The 15,417-nt window shown below is 46.4% G+C and carries 17 protein-coding genes; 13 read left to right on the top strand and 4 right to left on the bottom strand.

Annotation, left to right across the window (positions count from 1 at the left end):
• The first annotated feature begins 103 nt into the window (after positions 1 to 103).
• From QMG91_RS15990 to QMG91_RS15980, 3 genes are read left to right on the top strand one after another with little or no spacing between them, the layout of a single operon-like run.
• Positions 104 to 673: a YecA/YgfB family protein gene (locus QMG91_RS15990; RefSeq protein WP_004401338.1), complete on the top strand. Its 570-nt coding sequence runs from the start codon at positions 104 to 106 to the stop codon at positions 671 to 673.
• Between the two features lie 12 nt (positions 674 to 685).
• A complete protein-coding gene (gene ubiH, locus QMG91_RS15985) occupies positions 686 to 1,864 on the top strand; it encodes a 2-octaprenyl-6-methoxyphenyl hydroxylase (RefSeq protein ID WP_200766187.1) in 1,179 nt (392 codons plus the stop codon).
• The gene (locus tag QMG91_RS15980) at positions 1,864 to 3,078 is read left to right on the top strand and encodes an FAD-dependent 2-octaprenylphenol hydroxylase (RefSeq protein WP_004401336.1); all 1,215 of its coding nucleotides are present in this window, start codon (positions 1,864 to 1,866) and stop codon (positions 3,076 to 3,078) included. Before ubiH ends, QMG91_RS15980 begins: the two co-directional genes overlap by 1 nt.
• A 73-nt stretch (positions 3,079 to 3,151) precedes the next feature.
• On the opposite strand, the gene QMG91_RS15975 is transcribed toward QMG91_RS15980, so the two are convergent.
• The 3 genes from QMG91_RS15975 to ygfZ all read right to left on the bottom strand — a co-directional run bounded on the left by QMG91_RS15975 (position 3,152) and on the right by ygfZ (position 5,344).
• A complete protein-coding gene (locus QMG91_RS15975; RefSeq protein ID WP_281827636.1) occupies positions 3,152 to 3,358 on the bottom strand; it encodes a DUF1107 domain-containing protein in 207 nt (68 codons plus the stop codon).
• 557 nt (positions 3,359 to 3,915) lie between these two features.
• Positions 3,916 to 4,389: an aminoacyl-tRNA deacylase gene (locus QMG91_RS15970; protein WP_281827635.1), complete on the bottom strand. Its 474-nt coding sequence runs from the start codon at positions 4,387 to 4,389 to the stop codon at positions 3,916 to 3,918.
• Positions 4,379 to 5,344 (bottom strand): tRNA-modifying protein YgfZ, encoded by a 966-nt coding sequence (gene ygfZ, locus QMG91_RS15965; RefSeq protein WP_281827634.1) that lies wholly within the window; start codon positions 5,342 to 5,344, stop codon positions 4,379 to 4,381. Before ygfZ ends, QMG91_RS15970 begins: the two co-directional genes overlap by 11 nt.
• A gap of 168 nt (positions 5,345 to 5,512) precedes the next feature.
• Here ygfZ and QMG91_RS15960 point away from each other — a divergent pair, with 168 nt between their 5' ends.
• Entirely contained in the window at positions 5,513 to 5,773 is a 261-nt protein-coding gene (locus QMG91_RS15960; RefSeq protein ID WP_004401332.1) for an FAD assembly factor SdhE, read from the top strand.
• Complete coding sequence (locus QMG91_RS28985; protein ID WP_409351243.1) at positions 5,745 to 6,152, top strand: protein YgfX; 408 nt, start codon at positions 5,745 to 5,747, stop codon at positions 6,150 to 6,152. The genes QMG91_RS15960 and QMG91_RS28985 overlap by 29 nt, the downstream gene beginning before the upstream one ends.
• A gap of 45 nt (positions 6,153 to 6,197) precedes the next feature.
• Here QMG91_RS28985 and nadB read toward each other — a convergent pair whose 3' ends face one another.
• Positions 6,198 to 7,808, bottom strand: a complete 1,611-nt coding sequence (gene nadB, locus QMG91_RS15955; RefSeq protein WP_004401331.1) for an L-aspartate oxidase — start codon at positions 7,806 to 7,808, stop codon at positions 6,198 to 6,200.
• Positions 7,809 to 8,131: 323 nt separating this feature from the next.
• Here nadB and rpoE point away from each other — a divergent pair, with 323 nt between their 5' ends.
• The 8 genes from rpoE (at position 8,132) to era (ending at position 15,349) form a co-directional block, all read left to right on the top strand.
• Positions 8,132 to 8,710: an RNA polymerase sigma factor RpoE gene (rpoE, locus tag QMG91_RS15950; protein WP_004401330.1), complete on the top strand. Its 579-nt coding sequence runs from the start codon at positions 8,132 to 8,134 to the stop codon at positions 8,708 to 8,710.
• A 13-nt stretch (positions 8,711 to 8,723) separates the two neighbouring features.
• Positions 8,724 to 9,350, top strand: coding sequence for an RseA family anti-sigma factor (locus QMG91_RS15945; protein WP_281827633.1), 627 nt, complete (start codon positions 8,724 to 8,726; stop codon positions 9,348 to 9,350).
• Positions 9,347 to 10,306, top strand: a complete 960-nt coding sequence (gene rseB / locus QMG91_RS15940) for a sigma-E factor regulatory protein RseB (RefSeq protein WP_004401328.1) — start codon at positions 9,347 to 9,349, stop codon at positions 10,304 to 10,306. The genes QMG91_RS15945 and rseB overlap by 4 nt, the downstream gene beginning before the upstream one ends.
• Before the next feature lie 5 nt (positions 10,307 to 10,311).
• Complete coding sequence (locus QMG91_RS15935) at positions 10,312 to 10,815, top strand: SoxR reducing system RseC family protein (RefSeq protein ID WP_281827631.1); 504 nt, start codon at positions 10,312 to 10,314, stop codon at positions 10,813 to 10,815.
• Positions 10,816 to 10,907: 92 nt separating this feature from the next.
• Positions 10,908 to 12,701 (top strand): translation elongation factor 4, encoded by a 1,794-nt coding sequence (gene lepA / locus QMG91_RS15930; protein WP_281827629.1) that lies wholly within the window; start codon positions 10,908 to 10,910, stop codon positions 12,699 to 12,701.
• A 96-nt stretch (positions 12,702 to 12,797) separates the two neighbouring features.
• Positions 12,798 to 13,703, top strand: a complete 906-nt coding sequence (lepB, locus tag QMG91_RS15925) for a signal peptidase I (RefSeq protein WP_200766180.1) — start codon at positions 12,798 to 12,800, stop codon at positions 13,701 to 13,703.
• 10 nt (positions 13,704 to 13,713) lie between these two features.
• Positions 13,714 to 14,391, top strand: a complete 678-nt coding sequence (gene rnc / locus QMG91_RS15920; protein ID WP_004401324.1) for a ribonuclease III — start codon at positions 13,714 to 13,716, stop codon at positions 14,389 to 14,391.
• Positions 14,384 to 15,349 carry a GTPase Era gene (gene era / locus QMG91_RS15915; protein ID WP_004401323.1) on the top strand — a complete coding sequence of 322 codons (966 nt, stop codon included), beginning with the start codon at positions 14,384 to 14,386 and terminating at the stop codon, positions 15,347 to 15,349. Before rnc ends, era begins: the two co-directional genes overlap by 8 nt.
• Positions 15,350 to 15,417: the final 68 nt, after the last annotated feature.

The raw sequence follows: 15,417 nt of genomic DNA, 5'->3' as shown, positions 1-15,417 counted from the left end.
TCAATTTGGTGACTGGATGTCCAGATACCTGACGCTTTACATTTTCGCTCAGCAGCTTAAGTGATACGATTAGCCCAATTAACTTAATTATAGCGAATACTTTATGAGTGACGTGACCCATCCAACCTATCAACAACTCACCAATGAGCTCAAGTCGGCACAACTGGCGGTTTCTCCTGCGGAATTGCACGGTTTGTTAACAGGTATGCTAAGTGGTGGGTTAACGGCGAATGACAATAGCTGGCAACCGCTTCTTTTTGATTACACAAATGACGGTATGGGCTGGCCAATCAGTACGGTTGGTACTGCTGAAAATCTGCTAAAAGCAACCTTGAAAGAGCTTGCTGCTAATCAGTTTGAACTCACTTTACTGCTTGCTGATCAAGAGGGTGACTTGTTTGCTACTGCCGACGGTCTATCTGATTGGATCAACCATTTCATCTCTGGTTTTGGTTTAGCAAATCAGGCTTTGCAAAAGGTTCCCACAGACGTAAAAGAAGCGCTGGGTGATTTGGAAGAGATCTCCAAGCTTGGTATTGACGAAGAAGACGACTTGAATGAGCAAGCTATTTTGCTGGAACAGGTGATTGAACACGTCAAAGCATGTGTATTGACCGTTCACGCTGAATTTGGCGTAAAACCGAGTGAAGTGAAAAAGCCGACGATCCACTAACCGGAACTAGTTATGAAGCAGTATGATGTTGTTATCGCTGGTGGAGCCATGGCGGGAGCCACTCTGGCTCTGGCATTGGAGCAACACAGCGATTCATCTTTGTCGATTGCTGTTATTGAGCCCTATAAAGTCGAGCATACCAGCCATCCTGGTTACGATGCGCGCTCTATTGCCTTATCCCATGGCACCTCACTTTTACTTGAAAAGATGAGCCTGTGGGAACAGGTACGTCCTCAGGCGACCCCGATCGAACATATTCATGTTTCTGACCGTAGCCATGCGGGTATCGCGAACATTGACAAAAGCGACGTTAGCCTCCCTGCTTTAGGGTATGTGGTTGAATTAGCTGATGTTGGTCGTATTTATCAGTCAAGGCTAGATGCCGCTCCAAATGTAGATTTCTTATGCCCTGAATCGGTCAAAGCTGTCGAAAGGCACACCGAAAAAGTCATCATTACACTGGCATCTGGTGAAAACATTGAAGCCAAACTGTTGGTTGCGGCTGATGGTGCTTTGTCGCCGTCGGCACAAAGCTTGAACTTGCCGCTCAGCGAGCACGATTTTGAGCAGGTGGCTTTGATCGCTAATATCAGCTTGTCGCAGCCACATCAGGGTCAGGCATTTGAACGATTCACTGACTCGGGACCGCTCGCTTTGTTACCTATGTCCGACAATCGGATGTCATTAGTCTGGTGTCTCAGACCAGACAAGGTCGAAGAAGTATTGAGCATGCCTGATGACGCGTTTCTTACTGCGTTGCAAAAAAGCTTTGGCTGGCGACTTGGCGAATTTACCAAAGTGGGGGAAAGGGCGTCGTACCCGTTGTTGATGCGGTCTCGTGATCAAATCATATCCCATCGCTTTGCTGCTGTCGGCAATGCTGCCCAGACACTTCACCCAATCGCAGGACAAGGTTTTAACCTCGGTATCCGTGATGTGGCATCACTGGCTGAACAAATCACCAAACATTTGGAAGACCCAGGTCACTACTCGGTGCTGAGCGCCTATCGGACCCGACGCGAACAAGACAGAAACAAAACCATGGATCTGACTTCCGGGCTGGTTCACTTGTTTTCTAACGACTACGTGCCGATGCGTGTCGGTCGTAATCTAGGATTAATGGCATTTGAAGCCTCAGGGGCGGCAAAAGCATCTTTGCTCGCCAGAGCGCTAGGAATGGTAGAAAGATAATGATGCAAAGTTTTGATATCACCATCATTGGTGGTGGCATGGTCGGCCTATCAGTTGCCGCGCTGTTGCAGGATACAGATTTAAGAATCGCCGTCATTGAAGGTCGATTGCCAGATACCAAGCTATATGATTTGCCGGATGTGCGCGTTTCCGCTTTAAGCAGGGCGAGTGAAAACATTTTAAGAAATGTTGGAGCATGGCAGGGTATTGAAAACCGACGTGCTGCGCCTTACGAAGCGATGAATGTATGGGAACAGGATAGCTTTGCCAAGATTGAGTTTGATGCCGCTGATATTTATCAGAAAAACTTAGGGCACATCGTTGAAAACCGCGTCATTCAACTTGCTCTGCTAGAGCAGGTTGAAAAACAGGATAACGTTACTCTGTTTGCCCCTGAACGTTGTAAAGACGTGGTGCTGGGTGAGAGCGAAGCTTGGGTCACCTTAGAGTCAGGAAGCTCACTGACCACCAAGTTACTGGTAGGAGCGGATGGCGCGAATTCCTGGTTGAGAAACAAAATCGACATTCCGCTGACGCATTGGGATTATGGTCATTCAGCCATCGTTGCCAATATTCGCACAGCAGAGCCACATCAAGGGGTAGCGAGGCAGGTTTTCACGCCCGATGGACCTTTGGCGTTCCTTCCTTTAGGGGAAGCCAATTTATGTTCGATCGTGTGGTCTATCGACCCACTCAAAGCCGAATTGCTGGTGGACATGGCGGAAGAAGAGTTCAACAAAGCTCTAACCAGTGCATTCGATGGCAAGCTTGGCTTATGTCAGGTAGAAGGTGAGCGTCAGGCTTATCCACTTAAAATGCGTTACGCTCGCGACTTTGTACGTGATCGAATTGTTCTGGTTGGCGATGCTGCACACACCATTCACCCGCTTGCTGGTCAGGGAGTGAACCTGGGTTTACTCGACGCTGCTAGCCTGGTGCAGGAGATCATGCAGCTATGGCAAAAGGGCGAAGATATTGGACTGAAACGCAACCTTCGACCGTTCGAGCGATGGAGAAAAGCAGAAGCCGCAAAAATGATTGCAGCGATGCAAGGGTTTAAAGAGCTATTTTCTGGTGACAATCCGCTTAAGAAGTTTGTCCGTGGAGTGGGGCTGTCTGTGAGTAATGCGGTTCCGGTTGTCAAAAATGAACTGATACAACACGCCATGGGAATGAAAGGGCACTTGCCTGAAGCGACTAAGCTTAAAAAATAACCTCACCAAGTTAAAGCAATGAAAAAGGGTCGGTAATCCGACCCTTTAAAATTCTCTGTTATGCATTTAATAATTATGCATGAGCGCATCTTAACCGCGTGATTTCCTTATTGATTTCTTTTACTGCCTGGAAATGACGCTTTTCTGCTTTTTCAGGAAGAATCAACTTGCCATTGTCGAATTCAAATTTCCCTACGCCATATATATAAATTCTACCTTTAAACAACCGACTTATGTGTTTAGCTATCATACTAGGTGTATAGCGCTTAAACAGTCTCATACTTTTATCCTTATTATTTGTTGCGCCACGAATTATACGAAACTTCGTGTGACAGTATTGTGACTGAACAGGGGTTAAACACAGCTTAATGCGATGTTTTTAGCGTTTTGTGCCGCCGTCGGCATTTCGATGATATAAATGCCTTTCATCTGTGACACTCTCCTCACTTTATGCCACAAACCCCTTCAGCAAGAACTGCATTGCTTTGCCATAGTTTTATGACATTTATAAGAATAGACCATGTCAGAAATAAAAAAGTTTCAGGCAAAAAAATGCCCGATAGGAAAATCGGGCGAATAGTCACAGATGCATTACACAAAAAGTGGATTTAACTGATTGATTCAGCGGATTCACTTTCCTTGTTAAATGAGGGCTTTAAGCTCAAATGAGCAAGGGGAACTCATATTAACAAGTAACATTTACACTACATCATAATTGCTGAGATCACTATTTATTCATAAAAATAAAATAAAAATTCACTTAGTAAAATTACTAAATGTGACTTGTGTCAATTATTTTTGATTTCTGAAACGTGTTTATTAACTTTGAGTAAGAAATTAGCGCGTAATTTCAGCAAAAGTTGGCGATAAAAGAGACAAAAGATCGCTTGTGAGCAATTCAATACCTGCCATGTTGGAGCCGCTGCTAATTGTGACACGTGTTAAAGAAGTGATTTGCCTGTCAAAAATGATAGGCATGGGGGTTGCGAGTAAGAGGGGAGTGACACATCCAAGTGAATAGCCAGTCAGGCTTTCAATTTCGGGAGCGGATGCACATGTCATTCGTCTTGAGCTCAAAACGGCTCGCACTTTTTTGGGGTCTGCTTGCTTATCTCCGGGAACGCAAGCTAGAGCAAATTGCCCGCCCATGTCTTTGAGCAGAATGCATTTGACCATGATGCGAGGATCGATTCCACGCTGCTGCGCTGCGTCTTCAATGCTGACGGCTGGAGTCTGGTGAGGCAGCAGGCGAAAGCTCACCTGCTGTCTATCTAGATACTCGGTAACCTGAGTGTGGAAGTTATTCGTCATCAAGAGAGTATGGCAGTGCAGAAATGGTCCATTTGGAGTTTTCCTGACCTTTAACTCGGAGAACAGTGTCTGCTTCCAAGTTATTTGGCAATATCAGCAAGCCTTCAGCCGCGTTGTCTTCGTACTCAAATTGTACGATTAGCTTGCCAGCACCACGCCAGTTTTCTCCTACCGCACGCTCTAGTTCTGCGTGTTTTGGTAAGGCTTCTTCGGTGCTGCCAGAGACTTTATACAGTGCCCGTTTGTTTGTTCCGCGATACTTTGCGCGTGCAACCATTTCCTGACCTGTGTAACAGCCCTTAGTGAAGCTGATACCGCCTAGTGCCTGAAGGTTCATTGCTTGAGGAATATGTTGAGACTGCTCTTCTTCATCGACTCGAGGATGCGCCTCAGAAATATCGTATTTGTCCCAGATTGTGTCAGATACGCAGTGTGCTTTCTCGGCATCGAAAACTGCTTTCGCGGCATCTTGGTTCAGTAAAAGAACCCAACGGACATCGCTGACCTTTACCGCGGTTCCACCTTCGATAGTACGAACATCGTCACGAGATTCCGTACGAGCATCAATCCAGCTTTGTGCATTAATGCCTGTTACGCCTACAAGCCACTCGTCACTTTCTTCAATCGTGACTTTTGAAAACACGGCATACTTCTTTATTTCATGCAGCTCGGTCTTCAAAGCGCTTTTTCGGTGAATCAGTGCATAACCATCATTGTGGTGGAAAATACGGAAAATGCTCCACATTTTTCCCTTAGCATCACAGTGTGCCCCGAAAGTCGACTCATTGGCTTCCAGTGAGACAACATCACACGTTACCTGACCCTGCAGGTACGACTTCTTGTCATCACCGACCATGGTAATGGTACCCCAAGAAGAAAGCGGACAAATGGCTAACTCGGGCAGCTCGGATTGTGAAGAGAGGGTAAAGGGCGTTAACGTTTCAAGCCAATCCATTGTTTCAGAACCTTAAAAGATGTTTGATGAGAGTATGGTAATCGGAGTGTGACGGTTTGTCAGCCTCCAAAATGAACAAAGCAAATCACACTCTGTGACTCGCATAATAGTTGTGACCTGATGAGATTGGTACACTTCACCCACAAAGGAGTCAGCTAAGGAATAATAATGTACACCGCCGAAGAAAAAGCACGGATTAAATGGGCGTGTCGACGTGGAATGTTGGAACTCGACGTGGTGATCATGCCTTTTTATGAAGAGCAGTTTGAAAGCCTATCAGAACAAGAACAAAAAGATTTCGTCTCCCTTTTGGAGTGCGATGATCCTGATCTGTTTACGTGGATAATGGGGCATGGCAGGAGTGACAATTTGAGTCACGCAGCAATGGTAGACAAAGTCGTTGCTTACAACCTCAGTAAAGTCCGTTAACCTCTCGTATTCATTTTATGCCCGGCTCTGCCAACTGACCTTTTTGGCATACTTAAGCTGGGCATTTGTTGCATCACCTGCTCCACTTCTCCTCACCTGTTTTGTATTTTTAACGCTTTTTCCTTATTTTCGAAGGGTTCTTGCGGCTCGTGAACCGATCGGTTTGTTGCGCTGGGAGAATGAGCGAACATTCTATGTTAATCGCGACAAACGAGTGTTAAGCCATGCCTGGACAGAGGTAGCGTTTGTAGGCGTGCTTTTGATTTTCGAAGACAAATCAAGGCTATTTGTCTGGCGAGATGCATGCAGCGATGAGGAATATCGAGCGCTGTTACGCAGCCTTGGATTATTGGGAACAACAAATCCTAACGAGCAATAAAAAGAGCACCGGAGTGCTCTTTGAGTGCAATTCTTTATATTCAGATTAAAACTTTTCCGGAACCAGAATCGTCGGGCCGCTGTTTTCGGCAAGATTCGGGTAATCCAGAGTGTAATGGAGCCCACGGCTTTCCTTGCGTTCCATCGCACAACGAACCATCAATTCCGCAACCTGAAGCAGGTTTCGCAATTCCAAAAGGTTATTGGATACGCGGAAGTTACTGTAATACTCGTGTGTTTCTTGCTGAAGCAGCTGAATACGACGTAGTGCTCGCTCTAAACGTTTATCCGTTCGAACGATGCCCATGTAGTCCCACATAAACAGGCGCAGTTCATGCCAGTTGTGCTGGATGACGACTTCTTCATCTGAGCATGTGACCTGGCTTTCATCCCACGCTGGTAAGCGAACGGCTAATTCTGCCTCATCCAGCTTGCTGATAATGTCGTCTGCTGCTGAACGAGCGTAAACCACACATTCTAACAGTGAGTTAGAAGCCATACGGTTTGCGCCATGCAACCCGGTGTAGCTGACTTCTCCGATCGCATAAAGATGAGTAAGATCCGTTGCTCCCTGCTGGCTGACCATCACGCCACCACAGGTGTAATGGGCTGCTGGCACGATAGGAATCGGCTCCTTGGTCATATCGATACCCAGATCTTTCAATCTCATATCGATAGTCGGGAAGTGCTTAGTGACGAACTCAGGATCTTTATGGCTGATGTCGAGGTACATGCAGTCTGCACCCAAACGCTTCATTTCGAAGTCGATGGCACGAGCAACCACGTCACGTGGCGCAAGTTCTTCACGCTCATCAAAATCTTTCATGAAGCGAGAACCGTCAGGGCGTCTTAGATAAGCGCCTTCTCCGCGAAGAGCCTCGGTTAAAAGGAAGTTTCGCGCTTCCGGGTGGAACAGACAAGTTGGGTGGAACTGGTTGAATTCCATATTGGCTACCCGACAACCTGCACGCCAGGCCATCGCAATACCATCGCCCGAGGAAACATCCGGATTAGAGGTGTATTGGTATACCTTGGACGCTCCACCTGTAGCCAGCACAACAAACTTAGCTCGCACTGTTTCAACGTGCTCTTGGTTGCGATTCCAGATATAGGCACCAATTACTTTCTTCTTATCACCGCCGACTTTGTCTTCGGTAATCAAATCCAGCGCATTGTGACGCTCTAAAACCTGAATGTTCGGATGACTGTGTGCGTTATCTTGCAGTGATGTCTGCATTGCCATGCCTGTCGCATCAGCAGCGTGCAGAATGCGTCGGTGACTATGACCCCCTTCACGGGTTAGGTGATAGCGTGGGCTTTCATCGGAGTCATCTTCTTCGCGGTCAAACGGAACACCACCGTCTATCAGCCACTGCACACACTCTTTTGCGTTTTCGGCGATGAATTTGACTGTGTCTTCTTCACAAATGCCACCGCCAGCAATTTGGGTGTCTTGAACATGTGATTCGATGCTATCGGACTCATCAAATACTGCAGCGATACCACCTTGAGCATAATAGGTTGCTCCCTCGCTGCGCGGTCCTTTACTCAGTACGATGACTTTCCCGTGTGGCGCCACTCGTAATGCAAGCGATAGACCCGCTGCACCGCTGCCAATCACCAGCACGTCGCACTCATGTTCTCGGATATCGTTCATATAACTTTAAAAATCCCAGGTTATCTTAGAGCCTGCCCAAATTGACTCTCTTACGGCAATCAGCCTACGCCGATCCCCTGATTAAATATTTCTTCTTGGTGGTGTTTATTATCTTTATCTGCACCTGCTTGGGCAAATACAATGAAGGTTACATCACATTGCTAGATAAATTTGGCAAAAAAAATTCGTCGTGTTGAACTTTCTTTGACTATATCAGTCACAATAGTGCTCATGTAGGCGGTGGTGTCAATACTACAATTGACAGAACTTAATGTTCATACCTGCGAAGGTAAGTGCAAATAACAATAGGAGTGGACGCTCGAATGAGCGAGCAGTTAACTGATCAAGTACTAATTGAGCGGGTCCAACGAGGAGATAAACAAGCATTCAATCTTTTGGTCATTAAATACCAAAACAAAGTTTGCAACTTGATTTCTCGATACATAAACAACTCTGGTGATGTCGCAGACGTAGCACAAGAGGCTTTTATTAAGGCGTATAGAGCCATCCCGAATTTTCGGGGAGAAAGTGCTTTTTATACTTGGTTATATCGGATCGCCGTTAATACAGCTAAAAATCATATTGTTGCCCAAGGGCGCAGACCGCCAGCAACCGATTTGGATGCTGAAGAGGCAGAATATTACGAAACCGGTAGTGCATTAAAAGAAATATCGAACCCAGAAAACATTACGTTGTCCAAAGAATTGAAAAGCGTTGTTTTTGATGCGATTGAAGCACTACCAGAAGATTTGAAAACAGCAATGACATTGCGAGAACTGGATGGTCTTAGCTATGAAGAAATAGCCGAGGTTATGGATTGCCCAGTCGGGACGGTTCGTTCTCGTATATTCCGAGCTCGTGAAGCGGTTGAAAAGAAAATTCAGCCACTTTTACAGCGTTAGGTCAATGAGTTAAATGGTGAAAATAATGGCTGACAAAGAACAACTTTCAGCACTCATGGATGGAGAAAGCGTGGATCAGGCTTTAATTTCTGAGCTTGAACACGATGCGGAAGGTCTGAAGTCTTGGCAGAACTATCACTTAATTGGTGATGTGATGAGAGGGGAAGCCCCAGAGCGCACTGATTGGGACATTGCAAACAGCGTAGCACTCGCGTTAGAGAATGAGCCTGCTCACTCTCCTGTTCATGTGAGTGAACAAGTCGTCACGCCGGCGGTTGAGTCACAGCCAACACCTGATGTTGCACGTGTCAGCATGCCTGGCTGGTTAAATCAGTTTGGTCAGGTTGCTATGGCGGCGTGTGTGTCGCTGGTCGTTATTCTTGGTGTCCAGCAATATAACGGTGAAAATGGCGATCAATCTCAAAGTGAATTGCCTGTTTTGCAAACCATTCCAGTGATTGGCAGTGCAGAACCAGTAAGCTTAGCACGTGAATCTGCAACCCCTTCTTCTAACGAAGCTCAGCTTATGGAGCAACGTAAACGCGTTAATGCATTGCTGCAGGATTACAACATGCAGCTTCGCTTCAACAGCGCAGAAATAGAAGAAGCCGTACACCCAACTAAGTCGGATATAGAATGAAGAAAATCCTGATCAGTGTGTTGGCACTGTTCAGTTTGAATGGATACGCCGCCTCTGCAGAAGAAGACTCTGCTGAGGCGTTGTTGCATCAAATGAACGAAGCAAGCCAGCAATTGAGCTATGAGCTGTCTTATATTCAAATCAAAAAAAACAGTATTGAACCCCTTCTTTATCGTCACGGTCGTCGTGACAAACAGCAACTCGCGCATTTAGTGTATTTAAGTGGACCTTCTCGGGAGGTCATCAAGCGCAACAATGAAATCAGCTATATCGAGCCAGATGTAGATCCGTTTTCTATCGAATCTGGGCAAATGGTCGCACCGCTGATTCCACTGCTGAACACCCAGATAACCACACTCGAAGAGCACTATGATTTCGTCAAACTCGGGCGAGCTCGTGAAGCGGGCACTCCTTGTCAGGTGATTCGTGTCGTGCCAAAAGATGGTCAGCGTTACTCTTATGTCCTTTGGGTAGATGAACGTAGCCACTTACCATTGCGAGCCGATCTGGTCGATCGCGATGGCGAAGTTTTAGAGCAGTACCGCACCATTTCTTATGCGGTGAACGATAAAATCTTTGATTTGTTGGCGGGGTTGAACGATGTCAAATTACCTGATGTCATCACGCTTCCAGAAAATCATACAGACAATTCTTTCTGGCAGGTTGGCTGGGTACCTAATGGGTTTAAAGCTAACCCGATGAATCGTTATCGAATGGCGAGAACCAACAAAGTGGTTGAGAGCCAGATGTTCAGCGATGGTCTGTTCAGCTTTTCCGTTTACATTTCTGAAAAAGATGAGCTTTCACTGAAAGGGCAATTGGTTCGTCAGGGGCGCAGAACTCTGCACAGCTTTGTAAACGGTAACGTTGAAATATCTGTTGTCGGGGATATTCCTCCCTCTACCGCCAAACGTGTGGCACAATCTGTCACCATGAAGGCAACGACAACCCAATAATTCCTATGATGACGGCATTGGCGACTGTGGTCGCAAGTCACCCCTCTAAATCAGGATTTCGTATCCAACTCAGCTGTGAGCAACAAACCAGTTGCTCCAGTTGTTCATCTCAAAAAAGTTGCGGCACAGGTGTGGTGAGCAAAGCGTTTGGAAACAAAGCGCACGCTTGGTATCTAGAAAGCCAAAAAGCTCTTGTTCCAGGTCAGGTTGTTGAAATTGGCTTACCTGAAAAGCAACTGCTGCAATCTGCGGCATTGATTTATTTGTCACCCATCGCATTTCTATTTATTGGTGCGGCGCTTGGTCATTTCTGGCTTCAGCCACTGCTTGGCGCTGGTGAGCTTGCTGTCATTGGCATGTCTGTGTTGTTTGCATGGATAGGTACCCTCTGTGCTAAGCACTGGATAGGCAAACTTGAGCAAGAATCAGAAGAAAAAGTATCGTTGATTCGAGTGCTGGGAAAGCCTTTGACAGGAATTGGTACATTTCAGGATAGCGGCAAGCCCTGAAATTGGGTAGAATCTGCCAACTTGATCGAAATACCAACAAATGATCGGTATTTCTCCCATCCATTTTTGTAAGAGTTTAGTCACACCAACCTATGAAGCACATTCGTAACTTTTCGATTATCGCCCATATCGACCACGGTAAGTCGACCCTATCTGATCGTTTGATCCAAGTATGTGGTGGACTCAGTGATCGCGAGATGGAAGCCCAGGTTCTTGATTCCATGGATCTTGAACGTGAACGTGGCATCACCATTAAATCTCAAAGTGTGACCCTAAACTACACAGCAAAAGATGGTGAAACGTATCAACTTAACTTTATCGACACTCCAGGACACGTCGACTTCGCGTACGAAGTATCTCGCTCTCTGGCTGCGTGTGAAGGCGCATTATTGGTTGTCGATGCCGGGCAAGGTGTAGAAGCACAAACCCTGGCAAACTGTTACACCGCTATAGAAATGGATCTGGAAGTTGTGCCAATCCTGAACAAGATTGACCTGCCAGCAGCCGATCCTGAGCGTGTATCAGAAGAAATCGAAGAAATCGTCGGCATTGATGCGATGGAAGCAACGCGTTGTAGTGCGAAAACCGGTATCGGTGTTGATGATGTTCTTGAAAATATCGTTTCTTCAATCCCGGCACCTGAAGGTGATCCTGAAGGGGCTCTGCAAGCGCTTATCATTGATTCATGGTTCGATAACTACCTTGGTGTTGTTTCCTTGGTTCGAATCAAAAACGGCGAGCTGAAGAAGAACGACAAAATCAAAGTAATGAGCACTGGTCAGGTTTGGGGCGTTGACCGTTTGGGTATTTTCACGCCTAAGCAGGTTGACACTGAAGTTCTCAGAACTGGCGAAGTAGGCTGGGTAGTGTGTGGTATCAAGGACATCCTTGGTGCCCCTGTTGGTGATACGCTGACTCTAGCAAAAAACGGTTGTGAAGAAGCACTACCGGGTTTCCAGAAAGTTAAGCCTCAGGTATACGCAGGTCTGTTCCCTGTTTCTTCAGACGATTATGAAAGCTTCCGTGATGCATTGGGCAAACTTAGCCTGAATGATGCGTCTCTGTTCTATGAGCCAGAGAACTCAGCAGCACTTGGTTTTGGTTTCCGTTGTGGCTTCCTTGGCATGCTGCACATGGAAATCATTCAGGAACGTCTGGAGCGTGAATACGACCTGGATCTGATTACTACTGCGCCAACCGTGGTATACGAAGTTGAAAAAACTGATGGCGGTGTGCTGTATGTTGACAGCCCGGCGAAACTGCCAGCGGTGAACGACATCGAAGAAATTCGTGAGCCTATTGCACGCTGTAACATCCTTGTGCCTTCGGACTACCTGGGTAACGTGATTACCCTATGTGTAGAGAAGCGTGGTGTTCAGGTAGATATGGTTTACCACGGCAATCAAGTTGCCGTTGTTTACGATATTCCAATGGCAGAAGTGGTTCTGGACTTCTTCGACCGTCTGAAGTCGACATCTCGTGGATACGCATCTCTGGATTACAACTTCCAGCGCTTTGAAGCATCGAACATGGTTCGTGTAGACGTATTGCTGAATGGCGATACTGTCGATGCACTGGCGATGATTACGCACAAAGATCATTCTCAGACTCGTGGTCGCCAGCTTGTAGAGAAAATGAAAGAGTTCATTCCTCGTCAGATGTTTGATATTGCGATTCAGGCTGCGATAGGTAACCACATCATTGCTCGTTCAACGGTTAAGCAGTTGCGTAAGAACGTAATCGCAAAATGTTACGGTGGTGACGTGAGCCGTAAGAAGAAACTTCTGAAGAAACAGAAAGAAGGTAAGAAGCGCATGAAGCAGATTGGTAACGTGGAACTGCCTCAGGAAGCATTCCTTGCCATTCTTCATGTAGGAAAAGACTAAACTTTTTCGTACTTTTGCACTCAAACAAAGACTTAGGCAGAAAGGGTATCGGATACCCTTTCTTCTTTTTCCACTAAAGAATACGAAGGGAAGTAAATGGCAAATACATTTTCACTCATCCTTGTGATTGTTACCTTGGTAACAGGCATTGTATGGGCGCTTGAGAAGTTGGTTCTGGCAAAAAAACGTCAGGAAAAGCTTGGTGCGATTGAAGGTCAGACAAACGAAGGTTTAGACGCCTCTCTTCAAGCGAAAGTCGCGGCTCAGCCTTGGTGGGTAGAAAACAGTGTCTCCATTTTCCCTGTTATTGCGTTCGTGTTGGTATTGCGCTCATTCATTTACGAGCCATTTCAAATCCCATCGGGCTCAATGATGCCTACCCTTCTGGTAGGTGATTTCATTTTGGTGGAAAAATACGCGTATGGCTTAAAAGACCCGGTTTGGCGTACCCAGTTAGTGGAAACAGGTAAGCCAGAACGTGGTGATATTGTGGTGTTTAAATACCCACCTAACCCGGGTATTGATTACATCAAACGTGTTGTCGGACTACCGGGTGATGTAGTTCGCTACAGCGAAAAGAAAGAGCTTTGTGTGCAACGTAAAGGTGGCTCAAGCTGTGAAGCAATTGAGTTGTCTAATGTTCAAGAAAGTATCTTCAAGGATGAGCGCATCGGTGTACCGATGATTCAGATGGATGAAAAATTGGGTGAGGAAACTCACCAGATTCTGGTTCACCCACTGACTCGTGATGATGTGAGAGCTTACCAACCTCGCCCAGGTGTTCGTGAGTGGGTTGTACCTCAAGGTCAGTACTTTGTAATGGGCGATAACCGTGACAACAGTGCTGATAGCCGTTTTTGGGGCTTTGTCCCTGAAGGCAATTTAGTAGGCAAAGCGGTCGGTATTTGGATCAGCTTTGAATTTGAACGTGATTCAGACAGCGTTCTGCCGTCTTGGATCCCAACTGGCGTACGATTCAGTCGCGTCGGTGGTATACATTAATCGAGAGAGTATGAATACTCCTATTAGTAAGTTAGAAAAACAGCTCGGCTACCAATTTCAGGATGCTGAGCTGATTCATTTGGCGCTGACTCATCGCAGCGCCAACAGTAAGCACAATGAGCGTCTTGAATTTCTGGGCGATTCAATTTTAAGTTTTGTCATTGCTGATGATTTGTATCATCGTTTTCCTAAGGTGAACGAAGGTGATATGAGCCGCATGCGTGCAACATTGGTTCGTGGCAATACCCTTGCTGAACTGGGTCGCGAGTTTGACCTGGGAGAGTACTTAAAATTAGGTCCAGGTGAACTGAAGAGTGGCGGTTTCCGTCGTGATTCGATCTTAGCGGATGCAGTTGAAGCTATCATCGGCGCTATCTATCTGGATAGTGACATCGAAGTGGTGCGTGGCATTGTTCTGAGCTGGTATCAGACTCGTTTGGATGCAATTCAGCCTGGCGTATCGCAAAAAGACCCGAAAACTCGTTTACAGGAATTCTTGCAGGGCAGAAGAAAACCTCTGCCAGCGTATTCTGTGACTAAAATTAAGGGTGAAGCACACAATCAGGAATTCACTGTCACGTGTGAAGTAGCAGGACTGGAAAAGCCTGTAATCGGTAAAGGCACCAGCCGTCGTAAAGCGGAGCAAGCAGCGGCTGAACTGGCATTAGGACAACTTACCAATGTCTGATGAAAAAGAATTCGACCTGGACGCGTATTTCGCGTCAGAAGGTCAGGAAACCTCTACTGAAAACCAGCACTGTGGTTTTGTCGCCATTGTTGGTCGTCCAAACGTGGGTAAATCGACACTGCTTAATCAGCTTCTTGGTCAGAAGATTTCCATCACATCGCGCAAACCACAAACGACACGTCACCGCATCATGGGTGTGGATACCGAAGGCGATTATCAAGCGATATTCGTGGACACGCCGGGTCTTCATATTGAAGAGAAGCGCGCCATCAACCGTTTGATGAACCGTGCTGCGAACAGTTCTTTAAGTGATGTAAACTTGGTTTTCTTCCTGGTAGACGGCACGCACTGGACCAGCGATGATGAGATGGTTTTCACCAAGCTGAACAAGTCGAACTTCCCTGTTGTGCTTTGCGTTAACAAGGTTGACAACGTTAAAGACCGCAATGAAGTGATGCTTCACATGCAAACGCTGTCTGAAAAGATGGATTTTGTTGACGTCGTTCCTATCTCTGCGAAGCACGACAAGAACATTGATGTGCTGCGCAAGCACGTACGTGAGCACTTACCCAAAGCAACACATCACTTCCCTGAAGAGTATGTCACTGACCGTTCTCAACGCTTTATGGCGTCTGAAATCGTACGTGAAAAGCTGATGCGCTTTACGGGTGAAGAACTGCCTTACTCGGTAACGGTTGAGATTGAACGTTTCGACTACAACCCCGAGACTGATGGCTTCCACATCAACGCGCTGATTTTGGTTGAGCGCAATGGTCAGAAGAAAATGGTCATCGGTAAAGGCGGCGAGAAGATCAAAACCATTGGTCGTGAAGCTCGTTTAGATATGGAAGCGCTTTTTGAGCGTAAAGTTTATTTAGAGACTTGGGTGAAAGTGAAATCTGGCTGGGCAGACGACGAACGTGCGCTTCGCAGCTTAGGTTACATTGATGACCTGTAACGCCATTCTGGTGTAAGTTAAAGGGAGTGTTGCACTCCCTTTTTTGTACCTGAATTTCACATAATGTG

It is taken from the genome of Vibrio nigripulchritudo, from assembly GCF_027924785.1.
Lineage (GTDB): Bacteria > Pseudomonadota > Gammaproteobacteria > Enterobacterales > Vibrionaceae > Vibrio > Vibrio nigripulchritudo.
This window is presented reverse-complemented; position numbering and strand designations above follow the sequence as displayed.

Excerpts from the sequence above, each read along its gene's own strand:
- QMG91_RS15945 (WP_281827633.1), top strand. The coding sequence starts at position 8,724 with ATGGTGAAAATAATGGCTGACAAAGAACAACTTTCAGCACTCATGGAT.
- rseB (WP_004401328.1), top strand. The coding sequence starts at position 9,347 with ATGAAGAAAATCCTGATCAGTGTGTTGGCACTGTTCAGTTTGAATGGA.
- rpoE (WP_004401330.1), top strand. The coding sequence starts at position 8,132 with ATGAGCGAGCAGTTAACTGATCAAGTACTAATTGAGCGGGTCCAACGA.
- QMG91_RS15975 (WP_281827636.1), bottom strand. The coding sequence starts at position 3,358 with ATGAGACTGTTTAAGCGCTATACACCTAGTATGATAGCTAAACACATA.
- QMG91_RS15960 (WP_004401332.1), top strand. The coding sequence starts at position 5,513 with ATGTACACCGCCGAAGAAAAAGCACGGATTAAATGGGCGTGTCGACGT.
- QMG91_RS15980 (WP_004401336.1), top strand. The coding sequence starts at position 1,864 with ATGATGCAAAGTTTTGATATCACCATCATTGGTGGTGGCATGGTCGGC.
- QMG91_RS15990 (WP_004401338.1), top strand. The coding sequence starts at position 104 with ATGAGTGACGTGACCCATCCAACCTATCAACAACTCACCAATGAGCTC.
- era (WP_004401323.1), top strand. The coding sequence starts at position 14,384 with ATGTCTGATGAAAAAGAATTCGACCTGGACGCGTATTTCGCGTCAGAA.
- lepB (WP_200766180.1), top strand. The coding sequence starts at position 12,798 with ATGGCAAATACATTTTCACTCATCCTTGTGATTGTTACCTTGGTAACA.
- rnc (WP_004401324.1), top strand. The coding sequence starts at position 13,714 with ATGAATACTCCTATTAGTAAGTTAGAAAAACAGCTCGGCTACCAATTT.
- QMG91_RS15935 (WP_281827631.1), top strand. The coding sequence starts at position 10,312 with ATGATGACGGCATTGGCGACTGTGGTCGCAAGTCACCCCTCTAAATCA.
- QMG91_RS15970 (WP_281827635.1), bottom strand. The coding sequence starts at position 4,389 with ATGACGAATAACTTCCACACTCAGGTTACCGAGTATCTAGATAGACAG.
- nadB (WP_004401331.1), bottom strand. The coding sequence starts at position 7,808 with ATGAACGATATCCGAGAACATGAGTGCGACGTGCTGGTGATTGGCAGC.
- ygfZ (WP_281827634.1), bottom strand. The coding sequence starts at position 5,344 with ATGGATTGGCTTGAAACGTTAACGCCCTTTACCCTCTCTTCACAATCC.
- ubiH (WP_200766187.1), top strand. The coding sequence starts at position 686 with ATGAAGCAGTATGATGTTGTTATCGCTGGTGGAGCCATGGCGGGAGCC.
- lepA (WP_281827629.1), top strand. The coding sequence starts at position 10,908 with ATGAAGCACATTCGTAACTTTTCGATTATCGCCCATATCGACCACGGT.